Annotated in this window: 14 protein-coding genes and 1 pseudogene; 2 read left to right on the forward strand and 13 right to left on the reverse strand. The window is 42.0% G+C overall.

All coding sequences use genetic code 11. The annotated features are described in order from the left end of the window. Positions 1–629 precede the first annotated feature (629 nt). The 13 genes and pseudogenes from V7K60_RS18265 to V7K60_RS18325 all read right to left on the reverse strand — a co-directional run bounded on the left by V7K60_RS18265 (position 630) and on the right by V7K60_RS18325 (position 16,907). Complete coding sequence (locus tag V7K60_RS18265; protein ID WP_334927239.1) at positions 630–2,666, reverse strand: ATP-binding protein; 2,037 nt, start codon at positions 2,664–2,666, stop codon at positions 630–632. A 210-nt stretch (positions 2,667–2,876) separates the two neighbouring features. Beyond that, entirely contained in the window at positions 2,877–3,326 is a 450-nt protein-coding gene (locus V7K60_RS18270; protein WP_334927240.1) for a hypothetical protein, read from the reverse strand. A gap of 35 nt (positions 3,327–3,361) precedes the next feature. Then, positions 3,362–4,375 carry a DUF4255 domain-containing protein gene (locus V7K60_RS18275; protein ID WP_334927241.1) on the reverse strand — a complete coding sequence of 338 codons (1,014 nt, stop codon included), beginning with the start codon at positions 4,373–4,375 and terminating at the stop codon, positions 3,362–3,364. Between the two features lie 77 nt (positions 4,376–4,452). After that, positions 4,453–4,851, reverse strand: coding sequence for a CVNH domain-containing protein (locus V7K60_RS18280; protein ID WP_334927242.1), 399 nt, complete (start codon positions 4,849–4,851; stop codon positions 4,453–4,455). Between the two features lie 499 nt (positions 4,852–5,350). Beyond that, the gene (locus V7K60_RS18285) at positions 5,351–5,836 is read right to left on the reverse strand and encodes a phage tail protein (protein WP_334927243.1); all 486 of its coding nucleotides are present in this window, start codon (positions 5,834–5,836) and stop codon (positions 5,351–5,353) included. A 119-nt stretch (positions 5,837–5,955) separates the two neighbouring features. Next, a complete protein-coding gene (locus V7K60_RS18290; protein WP_334927244.1) occupies positions 5,956–6,414 on the reverse strand; it encodes a phage tail protein in 459 nt (152 codons plus the stop codon). A gap of 50 nt (positions 6,415–6,464) precedes the next feature. Beyond that, on the reverse strand, positions 6,465–8,036 hold the full coding sequence (locus V7K60_RS18295; RefSeq protein WP_442944422.1) for a phage tail sheath family protein: 1,572 nt from the start codon (positions 8,034–8,036) through the stop codon (positions 6,465–6,467). Between the two features lie 192 nt (positions 8,037–8,228). Continuing rightward, the gene (locus V7K60_RS18300) at positions 8,229–9,074 is read right to left on the reverse strand and encodes a beta-sandwich domain-containing protein (RefSeq protein WP_334927246.1); all 846 of its coding nucleotides are present in this window, start codon (positions 9,072–9,074) and stop codon (positions 8,229–8,231) included. A 614-nt stretch (positions 9,075–9,688) separates the two neighbouring features. Continuing rightward, positions 9,689–11,911 (reverse strand): COG1470 family protein, encoded by a 2,223-nt coding sequence (locus V7K60_RS18305; protein WP_334927247.1) that lies wholly within the window; start codon positions 11,909–11,911, stop codon positions 9,689–9,691. A gap of 134 nt (positions 11,912–12,045) precedes the next feature. Continuing rightward, a pseudogene (locus V7K60_RS18310) lies at positions 12,046–12,252 on the reverse strand (IS630 family transposase); the annotation flags it as partial. Positions 12,253–12,255: 3 nt separating this feature from the next. Next, on the reverse strand, positions 12,256–14,052 hold the full coding sequence (locus tag V7K60_RS18315; RefSeq protein WP_334927248.1) for a ShlB/FhaC/HecB family hemolysin secretion/activation protein: 1,797 nt from the start codon (positions 14,050–14,052) through the stop codon (positions 12,256–12,258). Between the two features lie 28 nt (positions 14,053–14,080). After that, a complete protein-coding gene (locus V7K60_RS18320; RefSeq protein ID WP_334927249.1) occupies positions 14,081–16,288 on the reverse strand; it encodes a hypothetical protein in 2,208 nt (735 codons plus the stop codon). Positions 16,289–16,688: 400 nt separating this feature from the next. After that, positions 16,689–16,907: a hypothetical protein gene (locus V7K60_RS18325; RefSeq protein WP_334927250.1), complete on the reverse strand. Its 219-nt coding sequence runs from the start codon at positions 16,905–16,907 to the stop codon at positions 16,689–16,691. Between the two features lie 464 nt (positions 16,908–17,371). Here V7K60_RS18325 and V7K60_RS18330 point away from each other — a divergent pair, with 464 nt between their 5' ends. Then, entirely contained in the window at positions 17,372–18,556 is a 1,185-nt protein-coding gene (locus tag V7K60_RS18330) for a sensor histidine kinase (protein WP_334927251.1), read from the forward strand. Then, on the forward strand, positions 18,550–19,239 hold the full coding sequence (locus tag V7K60_RS18335; RefSeq protein ID WP_334927252.1) for a response regulator transcription factor: 690 nt from the start codon (positions 18,550–18,552) through the stop codon (positions 19,237–19,239). Before V7K60_RS18330 ends, V7K60_RS18335 begins: the two co-directional genes overlap by 7 nt. Positions 19,240–19,266 lie beyond the last annotated feature (27 nt).

A 19,266-nucleotide genomic window follows, 5' to 3' on the forward strand; every position in this document is an offset into this window, starting at 1 on the left:
AAGTGTTAAAACCAAGAACGGAAATAGGCTATTTCAGGATGCGATTACCTCCGGTACGCTTAGGCGTAGCCCGCCATAGGCATCGCAACAAAAACTTGGTTTTATTGAGAATTTAGCGATGTAATTGATAATTTAACCCCGATCTCACCAAATCGCGTTGCTCCCAGCAATATGCAAGTATTAAATACACTGCATTGTTTTGTGTGATTTTAGCTTTACTGAACTTATTGGGAGCAAAGCAAGCTAATTATGCAAGTTGTAGGCATTATAAAAACTTGAGAGTAGAAATCGGTCAAAATGCTTATACTTTTACCTTGCTAGCATAGAATATTTATTTATCAAACAACAAAAAGACTGGTTTTAGCAAGCTAGGAAAAATAAATAATCTCAAAGCTTACGCAACTGGCACAGAATTATAGTATAATAAAACACAAAAATTGCTAATGTATGGCAAGGAATACAACTGGTACGGTGCTTAATACCCCTCATTTGTCACTTTCCGAAAGCAAAAATCAAAAGCAACTTTTAAAACTCTGACTGGATTCGTGCCTCAAATTTTTGAAGTTGCTGCATAACCAGATCCAATTAATGAGGATATTTTGTCTTCAGTAAGTTTTTGCGACACAACCTTAAATCCAGCCAGAAATTTCTACGCTCGTTAATGATTTCCCTAGTTTTTCATACTCTGTTTGAGTTGCTTTAAGAATATGCTTCATTTGGACAGGCTCTTCTGCATCGGCGGCCATAAAGGCTGAGTTAAGGGCAATGATGCGGATATTACCGCCAGGAGTGTTAAGTTGAGCCAGTTTTTCAAAGTTTAAGCCTTCAGTTGGGGTATCAGGTGGAAAAATCCGTCGCCAAATTTCAGATCGATGGGCGGCATCTGGGAGAGAAAATTGAGTCACGAACCGAAGTCGCCGCATGAATGCAGGGTCTAAATTACTCTGTAAATTCGTCGTTAAAATAGCCATTCCTGGATAGGATTCCATTCGCTGAAGTAAATAACTGACTTCTAGATTGGCATTGCGATCTTTAGAATCTTTAACTTCACTCCGTTTACCAAAAATAGAGTCTGCCTCATCAAAAAGTAAAATTACACCTCCGCTCTCAGCCGCATTAAATATTTGCTGTAGATTTTTCTCGGTTTCGCCAATATACTTACTGACAACAGCAGAAAGTTCAATTTTATAGACATCAAGGTTCAGCTCATTGGCAAGAACACCTGCTGCCAGAGTTTTTCCGGTTCCGCTAGGTCCAGAAAATAGCGCTGTAATACCCAGTCCGCGTCTACTTTTAGATGCGAATCCCCACTTTTCGTATACTTTGGCCTTCTGTCGGACATGAGCCGAAATTTCCTTTAGGATTCCCTTCTGAAGGGGTGGCAATACTAAATCTTCCCAGGACAATTTAGATTCAATTCGCTCTGCAAGCTCATCTAATCCAGGACGAGCTTGGACGCGGCAGCTTTGCCATAGAGCCTGTTTTAGGGAAGGAGCGGATGGCATTGTTAACGTTCCAACTGTTGCTGTACAGGCTCGACGAATCATAGAATTACTAAGTTGAAACTGAGAAGTAAGTTCTTGCAAATCTTGCATCAACTGTTTTGAGTCTGGGATAAACTTCCCTTGCCCGTTGAGTTGAGTTTTGAGTTCGGCCACAGAAGTTTCCCAGGTAATTAACTGTTCTTGAGGTAGGGGTTTAGGAACATCAAAGCGAATCATCTGACGCTTTATACCTTGAAGTGGAGAAAGTGTCGTAACGATTATAAAGCCTCCTAGTTGCTCAAGGAGTTGATTAATCGCAGCTCTTTGTAGTTGGTCGAAAGGATCAATATCATCACAATTTAGAAGAAGGACTCTACCAGCTAAAATGCATTCTCTTTCCAATCGACAAATAAACAATGATAAATCTTCGGGGTTAAGAGGGATGCGATGACAGTTTAAAATACTCACCTGTTGCTCAAAGTGATTACAAACAGCTTGAGCAATATCTGTCTTATCTTCTATTTCTGAGCCACACAGTTGAATGATGGGGAGAATATTATTAGAGGAGCTTAGTTTCCATAAAGCCTCTATTTTGTCAGCCACGCTCTGATGAGAGGGTATAAGTTGCTGGACGTTTTGGGATAGCTCAGTCATTCCTGTTAGTAGTGTATCTGTCGTTTGCACGCCCACTATATAATGAAGAATTCTCTCATCTATATACAAGGCTATGTTGGTGAGGGTTCTACCTGGGCCTAAATCAATTAACTTCCAGCGGCGAAGCGGTGCATCAGGTGCCAATGCACTCCAGTGGGAATTGGGAAATACACGAAGAGCTAAACCAAACGTTGGATAATTTTGATGATTAACACCGTGAGCTTCGGCACATAAATCAGAGAAATTTAAATCCAACTCAACTCCAACGCAAAGCAAAAGTAAATTTTTTTCAAAATCTGAAAGATTAAACCGTTTACAGAGTACTTCTAGTGCAGGGTGAGCAGAAATTTCTACTTCTATATTTTTTGGAGGAAAACAAGCTTCACTTTGACTAGGCAAATCTCTTAAAGAATCATTTTTACATTGATCGATATAACTTTTCAGAATATTTGTAAGTCGATCGAGAGCAGCAAGTAAAAAGTCTTTATTTTCTTGCTGCCAATTTTTATAAGTATTTGCAAGAGTCATAACTAACATTTATAAAAGTAACAACCAATCAAAATTTATTTGTCATTATTTTTGATATTATAACTTTCTTCAAAAATTCAAATAATATTATTTTTTGAAGCTTTAAATTAATATCTATCAACTTATTCAGCCTCAGCCTAATGCTTTTGGCTTATGAAAATAAAATAATGAATGACAATTTCTTTAAAAAACTACAAGTTTTTATCTAGTTCATGACAATACATTATTTCTCCTAGAAGAGATGCGTCTGTCGCCCTTACTAGAGTTTTCCGATTTGCTAACTACTCGGAGATTACTTATGTCGTTATAACCTTCTCTAACTATATCTCTGTCGAGAGTCCCATTATCAAAAATTCCGTTATTTCTTTGACAATAATCTTCGCAATGTGTTTTCCAGTCTATAATATGATCGATCGACGTTTGATCTTTTGTAAAGAATTCACGTGATGCTGCACATTCATATGTAGTTTCGCCATTAGCATTGACACTTTTTCTGGCGTTGCTATAGACTTGTTTTACCACATTATCATCGAACTTTGGGCGACTACCAATTGCTTTTTCAATCTCTTTGTAATTAGTGCTACTACTTGTTGTTTGAGTATGACTTCTAGTACCCTCTCGTCCTCCGGGGCGTCGTCCACCCGATCTTGTTTCTACCATTAATTTCCTTTTAACCTCACAATAAATGAATGATATTAATCCTGAAAAGCTATAACAGCACTGTTGTCTATGGTTGGATGCAAAACGAAAGTCTGCTCATTCGACACTACCTCTAAATCTTTATAGTTTTGGTACTTATATAGTTGTTGATGAACAACTTGAACCTTCTGCACCCCAGCATATAGATTTTGAGGCAGTTTAAACAAAATTCTGTTGTCTTCAACAATTTGTGGTTCTAATAGGTTTTCTCCTCCGTTCAGACGGAGCAGAGTTATATCCGCACTGAGATTTTTGCCATAAATGATTAGACTGCTCCCCGCGACAATCTTGCTATTTGTAGGTGATGCAACAATTTTCTCAATTTGCGGCTGATTCAATGCCCCTTTACTAGAACCTGGAGCAAGTGAAGATTTCTTAGATCCAATAAACATCATCGATACTTCGTAGGCAATTGAGGGTCGATAAGAACCTTGTAAGAGCGACCACAATCTGGACATCTGTTCTGTATCGAACAAGTTTGGCGCGATCCTTACTTGGTCTAACTGCTCGGTTAAAGTTTCAACAGAAGTCGATTCAATCGCTTGTGCCAAAAGACCGGAACGATTGATGGTTGCAACATGATTTAGCGTTGCTTGAATCGTGGCGTTGGATAAAACCGGAGTTTGATGCATGAGCTGCATGACATAACCCAACAGTATTTCCGTTTGAAAGTCTTTGTTTCCGTAGGCGGTCAATACATAATGGAGATTGATGGCTAAGGGAAGAATTGTACCTTCTTCTGTACTGGCTTGATGATGGGCTGGCTGGTTGTGTAGCTTGCCGCCTTTAGCATCGCGCCCACCCAGATCTGCATTACAATTTTCTGAAACCTGGTAGAGAAATAGATTTAGCTGAGGTTGACCATCGACTCCAATAGAAATCTGATCTGGGGGAAGTGTGGTTACTAGCACATTTCCCATACTCGACAGGGCTGCATTCTGAACTAAGCCGTCTTCTAATAAGTTTTTGAATACAGCTGTTATCGCTGCGATCGCTAATCCATTACTCATAAGCTTCTACTTAATGAATGGGTGTAATAAATACTGATAAAAAAGTAGAGCTACTTTTTTAGCATCTCGATAACTATTCAGGGACTGCTGGTATACTTCAGCACACCATTAATATTTTCAATTCCTTGCAAGACTACTGAAGTCCACATAGTTGTGCCATTTTTTCTATTACAAGCAGCTTTTAAATAGTTTCCTCTGATGCGGATATGACGGCAAGTGAAATGATAATTGCTAACTTTACCTGGGTCAGTCACTTTCAAAGTGCCGTTAATATTTTCAATCCCCTGTAAGACTATTGAAGTTTTCTTGAATGAGCCATTAACTTGGCTACAATTAGCTGAGAGAACGTTGCCAAAAACTGAGATGTTGTTACAGCTTTTTTGATAACTACTAGGTGTTGCACTCGCAGGGCTATTAATCCCTACTAAAGTAGATGTTGCTAAAAGAGCAATTACACTAAATAAATTTTGCTTCATGATTTTGCTTCTCTACGCTGATAAAAATGTTCTATCTACATCTTCAAATAACCAGATTTCGGATGCAATCCCATAATTTACTGACTCTAGATGGGGTGAGTTTACGCCCTGACACTGTTAGCAAAAGTACTCTCGCCGATAACATATCTTACTTAGATTTTTTCAGAAATCAAATCGGATTGTTATATTACTATCAATTCAGACGAGGTAATATCTCACCAGGGCAGTTATCTTTGTTTTAGTAACGATGCACTTCCCTTGCAGAACTATGTTGATCTAGCCGACCCTACTCGCTAATTAAATCCCATCCTAACTACCAAAACCTACGAGCTTACGGCGTTATTGCTGCCTAATTTTGTTTGAAGCATTGTTTTAAGTAACTAAACAGAATTAATTACACACCTTGTTTATCTGTTCCCTATTCCCTGCAATGCACTGAGCTTGTCGAAGTGTTCCCTGTTACCCCTGTACACCAATGAATTTAATTTTGTGCAACTACTTACTTCACTCGTTTAAACCCTTCGTAGGCTACTTCTACTTCCTCAATTTCTATCTCTTGACTATTAGATTTAACATCTGAGATTTTGTAACGCGTAGGCCAGGCTGCTGTAAGTTCAAATTTTGCCTGGGCTTTCCCATCTTCATAGATCGTTAGAAGAGCATTTTTTCTTTGTTTAGCCCAGTTACCATCCTTAATCAACTCAAACCAGTTCCATAGAGCCATCGAACTTGTCATTCCTCGAAGTAATGTTAAATTTCCGCTCTTGGCATTACCTGGAAGTTTTGTTTGCACAAATTTTCCTTTGTTTGCCTTGCCCCATCGACCTGAAGTAACCTCACTAAACTCAATTACATCCTGCGAATAGTTAAATCCCTGACATTCTAAGAAAACTGCATCTACCACGTCGCTTGAGCCATCAAGCTTTAAATCTAAATAGAAATTAGATGCAGTAAAAAAAACGGGGCTTCTAGATAACTTTGCCATAATTTATTTCGTCAAACTAAAGTATCTTAATGACTGGAATAAACAGGATTAAAAAAGAATGTTTGCCCTCTATTAAAAGAGGGCTAGTGATTTTTGCGTGAGAGCAATGTGAATATTAGCTATTCTTCACGCGTAACTTCTTGAGCAACTAACTCTATCGTTTCGCAAATTAATTCTCCACCAGCAGCAGTCAATGAAGAGACCGAATACTTGCAGGGATAGCATTGCTTAATCTGCCATTCCATAACTTTCTTACCATCTGCATACGCAGTGATTTTTGCATCTTCAAGTTGTCCTTTCCAGTCAGGACTTTTACCCGTAGGAGGATTAACTTTGTTAAACCAAGTATAAGCACTCTTGTCTTTACATCCAGCCAAAACAATCGTTGGGTTCAACGGTTTGACAGGTGTTGGCCTTGGTTGCATTGTTTTTTCTCCTTGTTTCCCAGATCCAGCAACATGATCGGTGGGAGGAGCATCCATCCCCATATTGCTGAACTCCTTGACTGGCAAATCTTTGATCTTAGACCCGGCAGTAAAGGTAAAGCTAGAACACTCAATGTAATCTGGTCCTGGCATGATTTTCTCCTAGTTATTTTGTTCAATGAATAGTTGACTTGAGAGGATTGTTAGTTTTGTTCTGTTTCAAGAGCATTCCATTGGCTGATGCGGAAGACTACAAATTCAGCCGGACGTACAGGGCATACACCAACATCGATATATAAGCGCCCCAAGGTCATTGTTTCAGGTGTATTGTTTTCAGCGTCACATTTGACGTAAAAGGCTTGGCTAGGAGTAGCTCCAAACAATGCACCTTCGCGCCATATCCGCTCTAAAAAGTTACTAACAGTATATTTAACCTGTGTCCACAACTCTTCGTCATTTGGCTCAAAGACAGCCCATTGAGTTCCTGCTTCAATCGAGCGTTCAATATAGCTAATGAGCCTTCTAACACTTATATAGCGCCATTCAGTTTTGTCTGGTTCAACCAGGGTTCTAGCACCCCAAATCCGAATTCCTCGGTTAGGAAATTTACGAATGCAGTTGATACCTAGTGGGTTAAGGAGTTCTTGCTCTCTAAAGTTGACATCATAAGCTAAACCAGTAATTCCTCTGGGGACTTCATTCGCAGGAGCTTTATAAACACCCCGCGATTCATCCGTTCGGCCCCATACGCCCATCATGTGGCCAGAAGGAGGAACAAGAATTGAACGCCCTGCATTTCGAGGATTGGGTACTTTAACCCACGGATAATAGAGAGCCGCAAACATGGAACGACGACCAAACTCATCTAACCAATTAACGACATCTTGAGGCCTAGTGAGATCGGGAGGAGGATCTAACACAACCATTCGATTCGTTGGCCCTGGCATATCACCGCTAGTAGAACCTTCAGACATGCTGATCATGGTCTCCATCACACCATGAACTTGTTCAAGGCTTAAAATTTGAGCTTCATAGACTCGCATTAAATCTGGAAAACATATCATTGTAATCTCGTCGATTTCAAAGATGCCGAGAACGCCAGTTCGTTCGCTCCGATCCCCTTCTATTTCACTAGCAAATTTATCAGGTGTAGAATTCGGCGCAGGAGGCAGTAGTTCGTATTCGCCATTCAAGGGCCGTCGGGATAAGGGCAGTCCGGGCTGGGCAATATCTCCAATCGAAATATACTTAGAGTTTTTCAGAGCCTCAACAACGTAGGTTACAGCCTGCGTTTGGGGCTTTGGATCCATACTCAAGTGATTGTATTCCTCAAGCACATGATCGTCTCTACACACTTTTAAAGAGAAGAACTCACGAGGATTATGAGGTATTTCTACTTTATCCGTTCCCTGCGATTGACCTTTAATCTGATCGTTTGCTTTATCGACAATCTTCGCAGGAGGTAACGCACGAGGCATTCCATCCTGAATTGCGATTTTAATGGATCCGTTATCGAACTGTTCAGGCCGGATGGATAAATTTAAACTTGGGCGATCGCCGCGTCTTGGGATCTCTAAGGCAGGTGCTTGCCGTTTTGAATTTTCTTGGCCAATACTGGGGAGTTGAGTTCCAATACTTGTAACCCAACAACGTCCGCCTCCATTTAGGAAATATCCTCGAACTGAGAAAGGTAAATACGCATCGAAGTCTGTGAAACCGTTAGAGTTGCGTCGGGCAAAGTATTCAAGATACTGAGTCCAACTTGTGACAAGCATGGGTTTAAAGAGTTCGGCCCCGCCTCGTACATCTTCAGTAAAGCCGATAAATCCTGCGACCGAAGTACTGACGCCCTCAATCGGGCGACTTCCACGATCAACTTCTTCAACATAAACACCCGGTGCAAAGTAGTCTAGTCTAGCCATGTTAAATGCTCCTTGATTTGTTGGATAATCGATTGATATAGAAATTTAGTAGGCGGGCATAAGTAATATCTCTTTGGGGATACATGGTTTTCCGTCCACAACAACATTGCAAGTCTTAAACTCATAGCCAAATCGTCTAAGGTGTAAAGTGTAGTTTCCAGAGTCCAAATTCTCAAAGATAAAATACCCTTCCTCGTTGCTAGTTACTGATTTTTCGGTTCCTTGAAGTATGATTCGAACTTGTTTTAATGGCTTTGAGTTCAAAGTATTTTTGACAATCCCAGCAATGGCAACTCGCTGAGTTTTAGATCCGCTCCTGCTGATAGCTGGAATTGAATTATTGACCCCAAAATGTCGTTCAGTAACCAAAGGCACAGTTGTTTTTCTCCATACATTAAAGGGAACGGTTACTGTCAAATAAATAGCAGGCCGTATGGGAATAGAAAGAGAATTCCATAAACTGACTACATCAATGGGCGGGTCGCTAGTGACTGATAATGATAAGTTGCCGTGACCACGAAGGTCAGGAGTTAGAAACTCCTCCCGCAATAGTCGACTACGCATTAACAGCAGTAGAGTTTCAGACAGAAGATGAAGCTCTCCTAGTACAGTGCGATCGCGGGCTGTAATCACAATGGAGATATCGAACCAACTGGGTGCTCTACATACTTCTGCAACCTGTCGTAAATCATCAAAATGGCGTTCAACCTGTCTGCCATTATTTGGCATTTTTTTACTGATTCGAACATCATACAGATAGAGATTAAGTGATAGCTCTCTATTACTATTTTCTAAGCTTCCAGGGTGACTAAAGTTTATTTGCTCAGTGCTAGTGAGAACAGATCCGCTAGTCAACATTTCAGCAAGAGTTTGAAGAATCGAATTCAGCATAAGCAGAAATCTAATTCGTTTCTATATATTCAGATTAAGCGATATCCTAGCCTATGCAATCAGACTTATGTACTAATTTTAATTCAGAACTTGTAGTTTAGTTTTTCAAATATCACGATAAAATCCCATTTCTAAATAGACCTTTATCTCATGATGGAATTAATTTTACAAATTATTTAATTACAAATAGGTCAGAAAATTAGGCATGAACTTCTTCCAGTAGCCAACTTAAAAAAGTACAATATTGCCAATATCTTTTCAAATTAAGAAGGACTATGTGGGGGATGGGATTAAGAAAAACTCTAAGCTATGACAGATAAAGATTTCAAGCTTTAACGTATTGAGCAGTGGGCGGAGGATCGATTGGGCGATGTCTACGACGTGCTGCGTTTACCCTTATTAGGGTAGTGCTATGGGGCGGCGAATTTTAACGTACAGCATCATGGATGCAGCGATGGTGCGTGGCTTGTCCAAAAATTTTTTAGATAGAAAAAGCTTATTCGTTCGTGAAATACTTTCTTTGATACGAATCAATACTCCGCGAAGGACAAATTTCAGCCATCAAAAAAGGTGATATTTTAGGTCAAGTAGAATTCGTGTTGAACTCGCTAATTTTACTTTTTCATCTGTAGCTTTACTTTTAGAGAATCGGTATTAGTCGGCTTCTGAAGTGGTTTTGGCGTATCAACTTGGAGCAAAAATGCACGTTTGACTGATTGACCTTGTTCGGTTTCAGCCGTGAGGATAATTTCAGAGAGACTTGTGGTCGCTTTCAATGTCCTAGAACCGCTGGCTGGGACATCACCTAAAGGTTCGAGTTTAACCTTGACACCATCCCCCTGTACCTTCCAGTTGAGAGTCACAACTTGTCCAACTTTCAAGAACATTGAGGGATTCGCCTCTGAACTTTGATTATTGAGTGTAAAGTCCATAATTTGCAGGGGTGTTGCCTTTAACTGGACTTGAATTGCTTTGGAGAGTGGCGATTGTTTTTGACTTCCACTAGACACAGGTTGAAGGCTAATCGCATAATTGCCTGGTTTAGCCGGAAGCCCTATATCCACGTTGGTACAACTCAATGTCTCGTTGACTGGAGGTTGACATTGCTTTGTTAGTTCTGGAGGAATTTGTTTTTGAAAATCATAAGTCTTGAAGAGCGTTGGTTTACCCTCTTTAAGTTGACCCATAACCTGAAGCTGACCAAGTTGGCTAAAGTTATTGATGTTCCAACTAAGGGTTAAGGGTTTCCCTTTTTCGAGTTCAGACTGGCGTGCTACAATGCTTACCACCTGTGGCAGTGGCTTAGGTTGAATTACGACATCAAGTTTCTGCTGAATAGGGTTTTCTGCTGATTTTGCCTTAATCTGAAGTTGGAAGGTGTATTTTCCCGCCAGTCGGGCACCTGTATCGACGTTGGTGCAGGTTAAATTGCGATCGCGAATTTGGCAATAACGGTTCAGTTCTGTCGGTAAGCCTTGACGAAAGTCGTAAACTTGGGGACTGTTCGCAGTTTGATCTTTGGTTGAAGAAATCACCAGATGTTCGAGCCGATCTGAATTAGAAATCGTCCAGTTTAGGCGTACCCTGCCTCCCTCCGTATAGCTAGTGCTATCCGGTTTGAATTCTGCCAGGATTGGCTCTGGAGCGGGTTTAAAGAACACAAACCAAATCAAAAAGCCGAGTCCCGACAATGCACCAACCCCTGCCAGCAGCAACAGCAGAAATTGCCACCAAGGGCGTGCTTTCCACACTAATAACCCTATCGGTAACTTTTCTGGCGTTGGTAATGCTTGAATATCTTGAAGATTGATTTGAAATGGTAGCTCTAAGCCATACCCAAAGAGGGGACGTCGCCATTTCTGTTTGGGATAAATGGTCAGACTAATCGTTGCTGTTTCGCCAATCAACAAATTGACAGAAGACGGACTGCAAACATAGTAGCACAACTCCGTTTCATCTCGGCTACTAGCACTTACGGCTAATTCTCGAATTGAATTTCCGTGATTTGTTAGTGTGAGCCGATACTGGCCTGGACTGTGACTGACTTTTCCAAGAATAGTCTCCAGTTCAACACTCAGGTGAAGTTTTGGCTTTACTTCTAAATACACCAGATCCAAAAAGACCTGCTCTGGGGCATTATCAGAAATGAGCTGTAGAGTCGGTGAATAGTGACCAGCAGGCATGTCTATTGGATAATGGAACTTAATGATGATTTCGCCTTGACCTCCAGGATTAAGCTCCAAACCATCGGTACTGGAAACGACGCCTAACTCACTCAGTTTGTTGTAAGGATATTGAATCGTGAACCACGTTTTATCCAAGTCAAGACAATGGAGCCGAAACCGATCCACTCGACTGGAGTGGTTGTTCACGATTACTGATAGTGTCTGGTGCTGGTTGGGCTGAACTAGTAAGGGCTGAACGGGACTAGTTGCTGGGCTAAGTGAAAAGGTAAGGTTTTGTGACCTTATAACAGTCTGCTCTTTGATTAGAACTTCAAGACTAGCTGGGTAATGAATCGGAGTCTCTTCTGGATAATGCTCTGGGGCATCTACTACTACCGTGTAGGGATAACTTCCTGGTAGAGCGTCTGAGGGAATTTCAAAGACCAGGCTAACTTCACAAGCCTGTTGGGAGTCGAGAGCGACCCGCTTTCTTACAGATGGACACCATGTCAGCAGGGTCTGAGTCATGGGATCGAGAAACACATCAATTGCGGCTCCTTGCTCGCCTTGATTAATCAGACTGATGTCAAGGGTAACACTCTCCCCTGGGAAACCCTCTAGGCGGGTGGGAGGATTCAGTATAACTTTGAGTGGTGTTATAAGATTCAACATCTCTACAGCATCTTCAGTAAAGGACTATGGCGTTGCCCAAATGTAATGGTAAATGTTGCACAATAAAAAAATAAAATGTCCAGAATGCAGCTTTACCAAAATTAGAAAAAATGGTTGTCGTTGTGGTAAACTCAGCTTTTGGATTCAACAAGCGTGGTTTTCTTCCAATTAATTCCTGTCGCATCAAACAAGTTATAATAGCTCCGTTTTGACTCGGAAGTTACATCATATTTAAATGCTAATTTATACTCAAGTTCGCCAAGCTCCCAACTATCTTTCGTTTGCAACCAACTTAATATTTCTTCTTGCTGTTTAACATTCAGATAGCTCTTTCTTCCTTTATTTTAAAAAGGATTATAGAGTAAACTAAAATACAGACCGTTTTCTTGTAATGTTCTCTGATCATTTGAGTTAACAGATATTAAAGGAATGCCCCAGTCAAGACGAACGGTGAAGCGATCGCCCTGTGACCAACGCAACCCCAGACCAACAGCAGCTAGAGTATTAGGGTCGGGGTTCTCTTTACCAGAACTATTCCAGCCAACACCAAAATCTACAAACGGGACAACCTGTAACGTACTATCTATCTGGGGTAAGCGCAGAATTGGTACTTGAACTTCTGCAGAAACAAAAGTACCGTTATCTGTCAGCAGGTAATCTTGACGGTAGCCTCGAACGCTATCCTGTCCACCTAAGCCAAATTGCTCTAAAGGTAAAAGTGTTCTGGATGCGAGTTGCGTATTTAAACGAAGTAATAATAAGGTTTGAGGAGCTAAAAGGCGTGCCCACTGCGCTTGCCCTTGCCAAGCAAAGAAACGGCTATCAGGAGTATCTTGATTAACCGTGGCATTCAACGCATCTATCCCCAGACTGAATTGAGAGCGTAGGGCGATGACTTCACGACTGTTACGACTCGTCCATTCTTGAAAAAATCGCAAGGCAGATACCCTAGTTCGTCCCTGTTCATCAGCACCAGGCGAAAGTTGCGGAGCGGGAACCCTGCCTCTGTCTAGTATCCATGAGATATCACTTTCGCGTCGGGAAGCTGTTAACCCCAGAGCGAATTCTTGTGTGGGAGTTTGGACTATAGGCTGGCGGAATGTCAATTCGTAGTAGCGAGATGCCGATTCGATATCTAAAAATTTGAAATCAGGTTCAATGACATTACTTGACGTAGTGCCATAGTTGAAGGTAAATGTCCCGTTGCGGGGATTGAGAGGCAATGTGTAACTGGCATCAAAAGAGTTGCTACCATCAGTATTGGTGTAGCCTAGATTCAGATTATCTCCCAATCCGAGTAAGTTGGCTTCATTCAATCTTAATCCGCGTCGAAAACTGCCAACACTAGGCGATCGCCCATTATCAAGAATTATTTGACTACTAAAGGTTTTTGCCTCGCTGACTTTAACTTCTAAAAGACTCGTACCCGTCCCTGATCCTGCTGAGAGTTCAGCAGTCACGTTTTGAATCAAAGGATTAAGTTGCAAAAGTTGCAGGGCTTCTAATAGACGCTGGCGATTCAGAGGTGGTGATGTTGCTATTGCTAATCGGCTGCGAACATAATTCCGATTCAGCCGCCGAGTTCCAGTTACCTGGATATCTTCTAATTTACCTTCGACCACCTGAATTTTGATCACACCGGATTGGATTGTTTGAGGTGGAATATAGGCACCAGAAGTAATGTAACCATTTTTAACGTATAAATCAGTGATTTTAGAACGTGCTTGATAGACTTCAGACAGTGAGATCGGTCGTTTAGTAAATTCAGCAGTGGCGAGGGCTAACTCTTGGGCACTGAAAACTGTGCTACCAACAACTTCAAAGCGTTCAACAACAATAGTTTGAGGAAAGTTGCTAGAGGGTGGTTCATCAGGTGTGGGAGTTGGGACAGAGGGTGGCAATATTTCTGCTGGTGGGGGGAGTGGCTGTGGCACTTCAGGTGAGGGAAGTGGCGTAGGTAAGGGTGGTTGGACATCCTGTGGTCGTGGAATTTGTTGTGATCGGATAGAATTACCAGTTGGTAATTGTGTAGTATCAACAGCCTGAGCTTTCAGTGGATTAGAAGTTATGCTGCTGAGTAATAAAAGCATACTCAGCGGTAAGCAGGACACTATAAGATTTTGAGGATATTTATCAATCATCGCACTAGACTATTTTTGTCAGCAACTTTTATTCATCTGGGTTAAAGCGATAGAGGCGAACTTGTGCATCATCGGAGCCACTGGCAATCCAAACCCCCTGCTCTTTAGCAATCAAGTCTAAGGAAGTAATCCTGCTGGGCAGGGTTGCGATCTGCTTCGGTTTTTGGGTCAGATCGGGAGTGACCTTTGCGGTTAGACGCCAGGCCAATATCTGACCATCATCGCCTGCACTCACAAGCCATCGTTGATCTGGAGTAAATAGAATGCTGCGAACCGATGTTTTTGAAACCTGCCACCTTGCCCGTTGTTCGCAGCTTTGCTGAGGAAGTTGTTCTTTAGGCGACCCCTTTGGCGCTGCTTTCTGACATTTGCTTAAGTCCCAAAGAGTAACGTAACCATCAGAATCAGAGGCTGCTAGGATGGAAGTATTGGGCGCAAAGTTGACATCCCAGAAAAAGTCGTTTTCTCCGCGATTTTGAGCATTCTCTGAAAGCCTTAGCTGCCAAGGTTGCGAGTTTGCGACATCCCACAAGACAAGCCGTTTAAATTGTCCGGCACTCACAAGGATCTTTTCATCTGGACTGAGTGCTAAAGACCAGGCTTGATATGCGAAGCGATCGGGCACCTTCAAAACCTTGGCAGGCTTTGAGTCAAAACGGACATCTCTCGGCCTTTGCCAACTCCGAATGGTTCCGCTCCCATAGCTGGTGTATAGCGTCAGAGAGTTGCGAGTAAACATCAAGTCCAGAATGCGATCGCTTGTCTGGTCTTTGGGGTCTTTGAGCGTATAGAGTCCCTTCCCAGTGTTGATATCCCAGACCTGAACGGTTCCATTCTCTAGACCGGCAAAAACCTGATTATTTTTTACCGGAATTAATGCTAGCGATCGGATTGCTTGCTGAGTAATCGCGAGAAGTCCCTTGGAAGAGTTAGGTTGAGCATCAGTACAGGTTTTGGCTAACGTCCCCTTGCTCAAGTTACCCTGAGCGGTTAGCCTTCCCCAATCTGTCACGCCCCAAGTGCGAATTGAACAGTCGTCTGAGACACTCATTACCAGCGGCGATCTGCCACTCGTCCCACTGAGTCGCACGGCATTAACGCCAGCCAGATGAGTGATGGGCGTTGGTCTAAACACAGCAGCTGCAATTGTTAAGAGCAATGCCACTAATAACCATAGAGGTACAATTGGGAAAACCTTTAAGAACAAAATCTGGGTTGCTGGATCGCTACTCCCTAATCTTGGGTCTGATAGCCAAGGCTTGAGTTCAAACTTGAGTTTTCGTGACCAGCCGATCCAGGGACGACGGGGAGAGAGGGTTAGGTTTGTAGAAGTTATTTCTCCCAATGGCAGAACGGGTTTTTCTGGACTAACCTCAATTTGGCATCGTTTCGCGTCTTGGCCTCGTACTTCAAGATCGAGCGTTTGCAACAGATTACTATTGTTCTTAAACATCAATTGAAAGGTACTGCTACGCGATCGCCAATTGGGGAGCCAGGGTCTTTTAGCCGGGATACACTGCTGCTGAGGCTGGACTTCAAACTCCATGAAGCCAACGGGCAGAACTTCTAAAATCCCTTGTGCTTCAACGGGAGAACCCAGATGACTTTTGGCAATTATGATAAAGGGATAATCGCGACTCGGAACTCGATCTGCTCTAGGGGGCTGACATTGGAAAATTGCTGTTGTCTCTCCATTTGCTGGAATTTCTATATATCGTTCAGAGCTACCAACTAGCCAGGAAGACTCAAGTTCTGCACACTGCAAGCGCACTTCTGAAGACTGCGACCCTATATTCTTGACAGTTACGGGAATATCCACGACGTTACGAGGATAAACTTGAAACCGCTTGGTAGGTAGTCCGATCCGCAGTAGATTTGATTTACCGCTAGGTTCTAAGGTTAATCGCAAAACTAATCGTCGTTCTTCAGAGAGCTGGGGCGAAAAAACCCGCACCGTTAGATTGATGATCCCGACGAAATCAGGGAGGGGAGAGTCTAAAATCTCAACTTGAAAATCAGTGCGATCGCCCGGTGATTTAGCTGTAGATACATCTGGAGAAAGGTGATACCAGTTACTCTGCTCGCCTGCTCCCGCCGCTTTAATTTCAAGTTGAAACGACGCAAACTGATTGCTGCGGTTGATCACCGAGACACCAAAAGAAATCGGTGGCCCACCGGGGCGAAAGGCTATATTTTGCGCGGTCAAGCTAGCATCGATAATTGAGCTGGCAAGCATAGTAAAGAGAAATATTTGGGCTGTTTTAATATTGAATAACAACTTTGATTGGAATAGATCCGACTTCTGTCTAATTCACTCTGGGCCGTTTTGCCATTTTTTAGTCTAAATACCAATAATCATCTCAAAGGCTGCATATTCTGATTTCAGTTATCCCAATGAGTGATACAGAAGCGTAAGTTAGGCTTGGGCTTTAAGTCGTTAGTTATGCTTGCTCACAAAAATCGCTAATAACTATCTATTGTCAAAATTTTATGACCAATATTCATTTGGATAAGTTTATTTCATTTCCTGATTTTAAACAAGCTGTTTAGTAAAAATCTCTGGTCATACTTTTGTTATAAGTTTGTCATAAGTGCGTCAAATTAATATGAAATGATTAAAGGTTATGTTTTACTGCTTATGTGAGTTGGGTTATCGTCTTGCCTGGTTGACAGGCTTGCTCTCTGAGCATTCCGTCACCTACAAGTATGTAGCCACACCCGTGGTGATTATAATTCTCTGCTTTGGCTACTGCTATGAAAAACCAAGCTTTGGAATGTCCCCCCACAAGGGATCTACCGTAGCTTCTTTTAGTGGGTGCAAAATTTTCAACATAATTACGGAATTGAGCCGACATCGCTTGAAGTCATAATTGTCAGTCACAACATAAACTGACTGCATTCACTGAATTTCTTACTTTACCAACTCCAAGTAAGAAATCTTGAAAACGCCCAAATGATTAAAGGAACAATGCGATTTTGTTAGATCGGGTTTTAATTTTTAGTTACAAAGTTAGATTCTCAATAAAAACAGCTATATCGCTGCGATCTCTGCGGCGGTCACTGAGCGACTTGCCTTGAGCGACTTGTACTGAGCGTAGTCGAAGTAAGTCGAAAGGAGCCGAAGTGCGGGCTACGTTTACATATTATTAAATAGGTGATTTATACCCCTAATTTTTAGAACCTCACAAAATCGCACTGCTCCCTATGGAAAGTCGATCGTCAACAACAAGGCTTTCCTATCTTACCATCTGATTCACTCTTTGCGACACAACTTTTTTGCAACAGAACCAGAAGTAGAGCATATAATTTGGAGGAAAGTATGGATAGTCTCACAGATAATCCAGGCATAGGTCTTAAACTCTTAAAAAATCTGAGTCCTCAGTCAGAAAAGGGGACTCCCCAGTATTACACCCGAAAACTAAAGCATTTTTTGCAGCTACAGATCGAGCAACTGGCAGCTCAATCGCAGATTCAATGGACGAGAGTGGTTTATCAAGATCCGCAGATGTCCGATCGCCAACAAGTTATTGAAACCTCTCAAATGCCTTTTTCTTTTGCCAAAGAAACCCTAGCTTACTTACAGACCGAAAGTTGGTTAGCAAATGTTTCATCCGCTCTAGCGTTAAAGCCGATTGATGCAGAGACAATAGAAAAAGGCTTCTATTATTGTAATTTTGGTGAATCAAGTCAGCCTAATCAATACTTACTATTATTTGCCAAGGGGCCTTTGTCTCATACTCAACGGCAATTCATTAAGCGAACGGCTGCTAGTATCGGTGAATATTTAGACGAACATCAACAAAACTGGCAACACCGCCAGAAAATTCAAATTTTAGAGCATCTTGTTCAACGAGTGGGGCATCAGTTACGTCATCCTTTGGGTTTAATTAGTCTCTATGCCCATAACCTTAGTCATCTTCTGGCTCCGAGTAAGGAGCAAGAACAAGCTTCAGTCATTTGCAAGACTGCTCACGGCTTAAATCAAACTCTCACTGAGATCGTGCAGTGTGCAAGTAGTAAAAAATTACAGATTGTACCGCAAGATATCCGTAGTCTTGTCCATAAAACACTGGAAGAATTTCAAGGCTGGATTTCGGAGAAAGATATTCAGGTTTGTTGCAGCGATCGCACACTTATTTTAAAACTCGATCCACTTCAAATCAAACAGGCTATCAGCAATTTATTGAGTAACGCCATTCATTTTAGTCCCCAAGGTGCAAAAATTTTCATTGATTGGCAAGAGCAGCAGGGCGATGTTTTACTGACCTTGAGAGATGAAGGCCCTGGTCTTTCCTCCGAAGATTTACAGAAGCTGTTTAAGCCTTTCTATACCCGCCGTTCGCAGGGAACAGGTTTAGGATTAGCCATTGCCCAAAAAGTTGTACTCGACCACGGAGGGAAACTATGGGCCAGAAATGCACCCAAAAAAGGTGCAGAATTTTCGATAAGCTTACCTCGATTTATTCCATCCATTGACTTATCAGAGGACAACGCCGCATGTTAACCCAAGTAGAACACACCAAAACCCTATCGACGCTTTTAGTCGATGACGATGATCAATTTCGGGCTGGAATCAGAACCCTCCTAAGCTTCTCCCAGATTCAGGATCGAGCCATTAAAGTAATTGGGGAAGCGAACCGTCCGGCTCTGGCTTTATCCCTTACTGAGCAGCATACTCCCGACCTAATTCTGATTGACATGGAATTAATTGAGGGAGATGGCCTTTCCCTATTACAGCAGCTCCAAGACAGCAATGCATCGAGTAAAACCCTTGTTCTATCAGGTCATCAAGAAGACTACTGGATTTATCAGGCTATGCAGTCGGGGGCGGATGGCTACGTATTTAAGGGTCAGGTTTCAGAGCAGTTGCTAGATGCGATCGCCACTATTATGCAGAACCAAATCTATTTACCACCTGAAGTTGCCACTGGCTTCTTTAGAAAATTCCAAAAAACCCAAGCCTCATTACCCTCACAGATTGGTCAGCCCTGCAACCTGTCCGAGAGAGAACGCGATGTTCTATATTGGCTCGTTCAAGGAGCCTCAAACGAAGAAGTTGGGAAGCAACTCTACATTTCAGTGTCTACTGTTAAGACTCATCTCACTAATATTTTTCTGAAGCTACAGGTAACAAGTCGGACACAAGCTATTGTAGCAGCCATCAAGATGAATCTGGTTCAGTCGTAATTGGGTTCAATCATTTTGGTTTAACCT

It is taken from the genome of Nostoc sp. (genome assembly GCF_036917555.1).
Lineage (GTDB): Bacteria > Cyanobacteriota > Cyanobacteriia > Cyanobacteriales > Nostocaceae > Nostoc.

What these genes read in the sequence shown, in the direction of transcription:
- V7K60_RS18265 (WP_334927239.1), bottom strand. Translation starts at nt 2,666, where the DNA reads ATGACTCTTGCAAATACTTATAAAAATTGGCAGCAAGAAAATAAAGAC.
- V7K60_RS18270 (WP_334927240.1), bottom strand. Translation starts at nt 3,326, where the DNA reads ATGGTAGAAACAAGATCGGGTGGACGACGCCCCGGAGGACGAGAGGGT.
- V7K60_RS18275 (WP_334927241.1), bottom strand. Translation starts at nt 4,375, where the DNA reads ATGAGTAATGGATTAGCGATCGCAGCGATAACAGCTGTATTCAAAAAC.
- V7K60_RS18280 (WP_334927242.1), bottom strand. Translation starts at nt 4,851, where the DNA reads ATGAAGCAAAATTTATTTAGTGTAATTGCTCTTTTAGCAACATCTACT.
- V7K60_RS18285 (WP_334927243.1), bottom strand. Translation starts at nt 5,836, where the DNA reads ATGGCAAAGTTATCTAGAAGCCCCGTTTTTTTTACTGCATCTAATTTC.
- V7K60_RS18290 (WP_334927244.1), bottom strand. Translation starts at nt 6,414, where the DNA reads ATGCCAGGACCAGATTACATTGAGTGTTCTAGCTTTACCTTTACTGCC.
- V7K60_RS18295 (WP_442944422.1), bottom strand. Translation starts at nt 8,036, where the DNA reads ATGCTTGTCACAAGTTGGACTCAGTATCTTGAATACTTTGCCCGACGC.
- V7K60_RS18300 (WP_334927246.1), bottom strand. Translation starts at nt 9,074, where the DNA reads ATGCTGAATTCGATTCTTCAAACTCTTGCTGAAATGTTGACTAGCGGA.
- V7K60_RS18305 (WP_334927247.1), bottom strand. Translation starts at nt 11,911, where the DNA reads ATGTTGAATCTTATAACACCACTCAAAGTTATACTGAATCCTCCCACC.
- V7K60_RS18315 (WP_334927248.1), bottom strand. Translation starts at nt 14,052, where the DNA reads ATGATTGATAAATATCCTCAAAATCTTATAGTGTCCTGCTTACCGCTG.
- V7K60_RS18320 (WP_334927249.1), bottom strand. Translation starts at nt 16,288, where the DNA reads ATGCTTGCCAGCTCAATTATCGATGCTAGCTTGACCGCGCAAAATATA.
- V7K60_RS18325 (WP_334927250.1), bottom strand. Translation starts at nt 16,907, where the DNA reads ATGTCGGCTCAATTCCGTAATTATGTTGAAAATTTTGCACCCACTAAA.
- V7K60_RS18330 (WP_334927251.1), top strand. Translation starts at nt 17,372, where the DNA reads ATGGATAGTCTCACAGATAATCCAGGCATAGGTCTTAAACTCTTAAAA.
- V7K60_RS18335 (WP_334927252.1), top strand. Translation starts at nt 18,550, where the DNA reads ATGTTAACCCAAGTAGAACACACCAAAACCCTATCGACGCTTTTAGTC.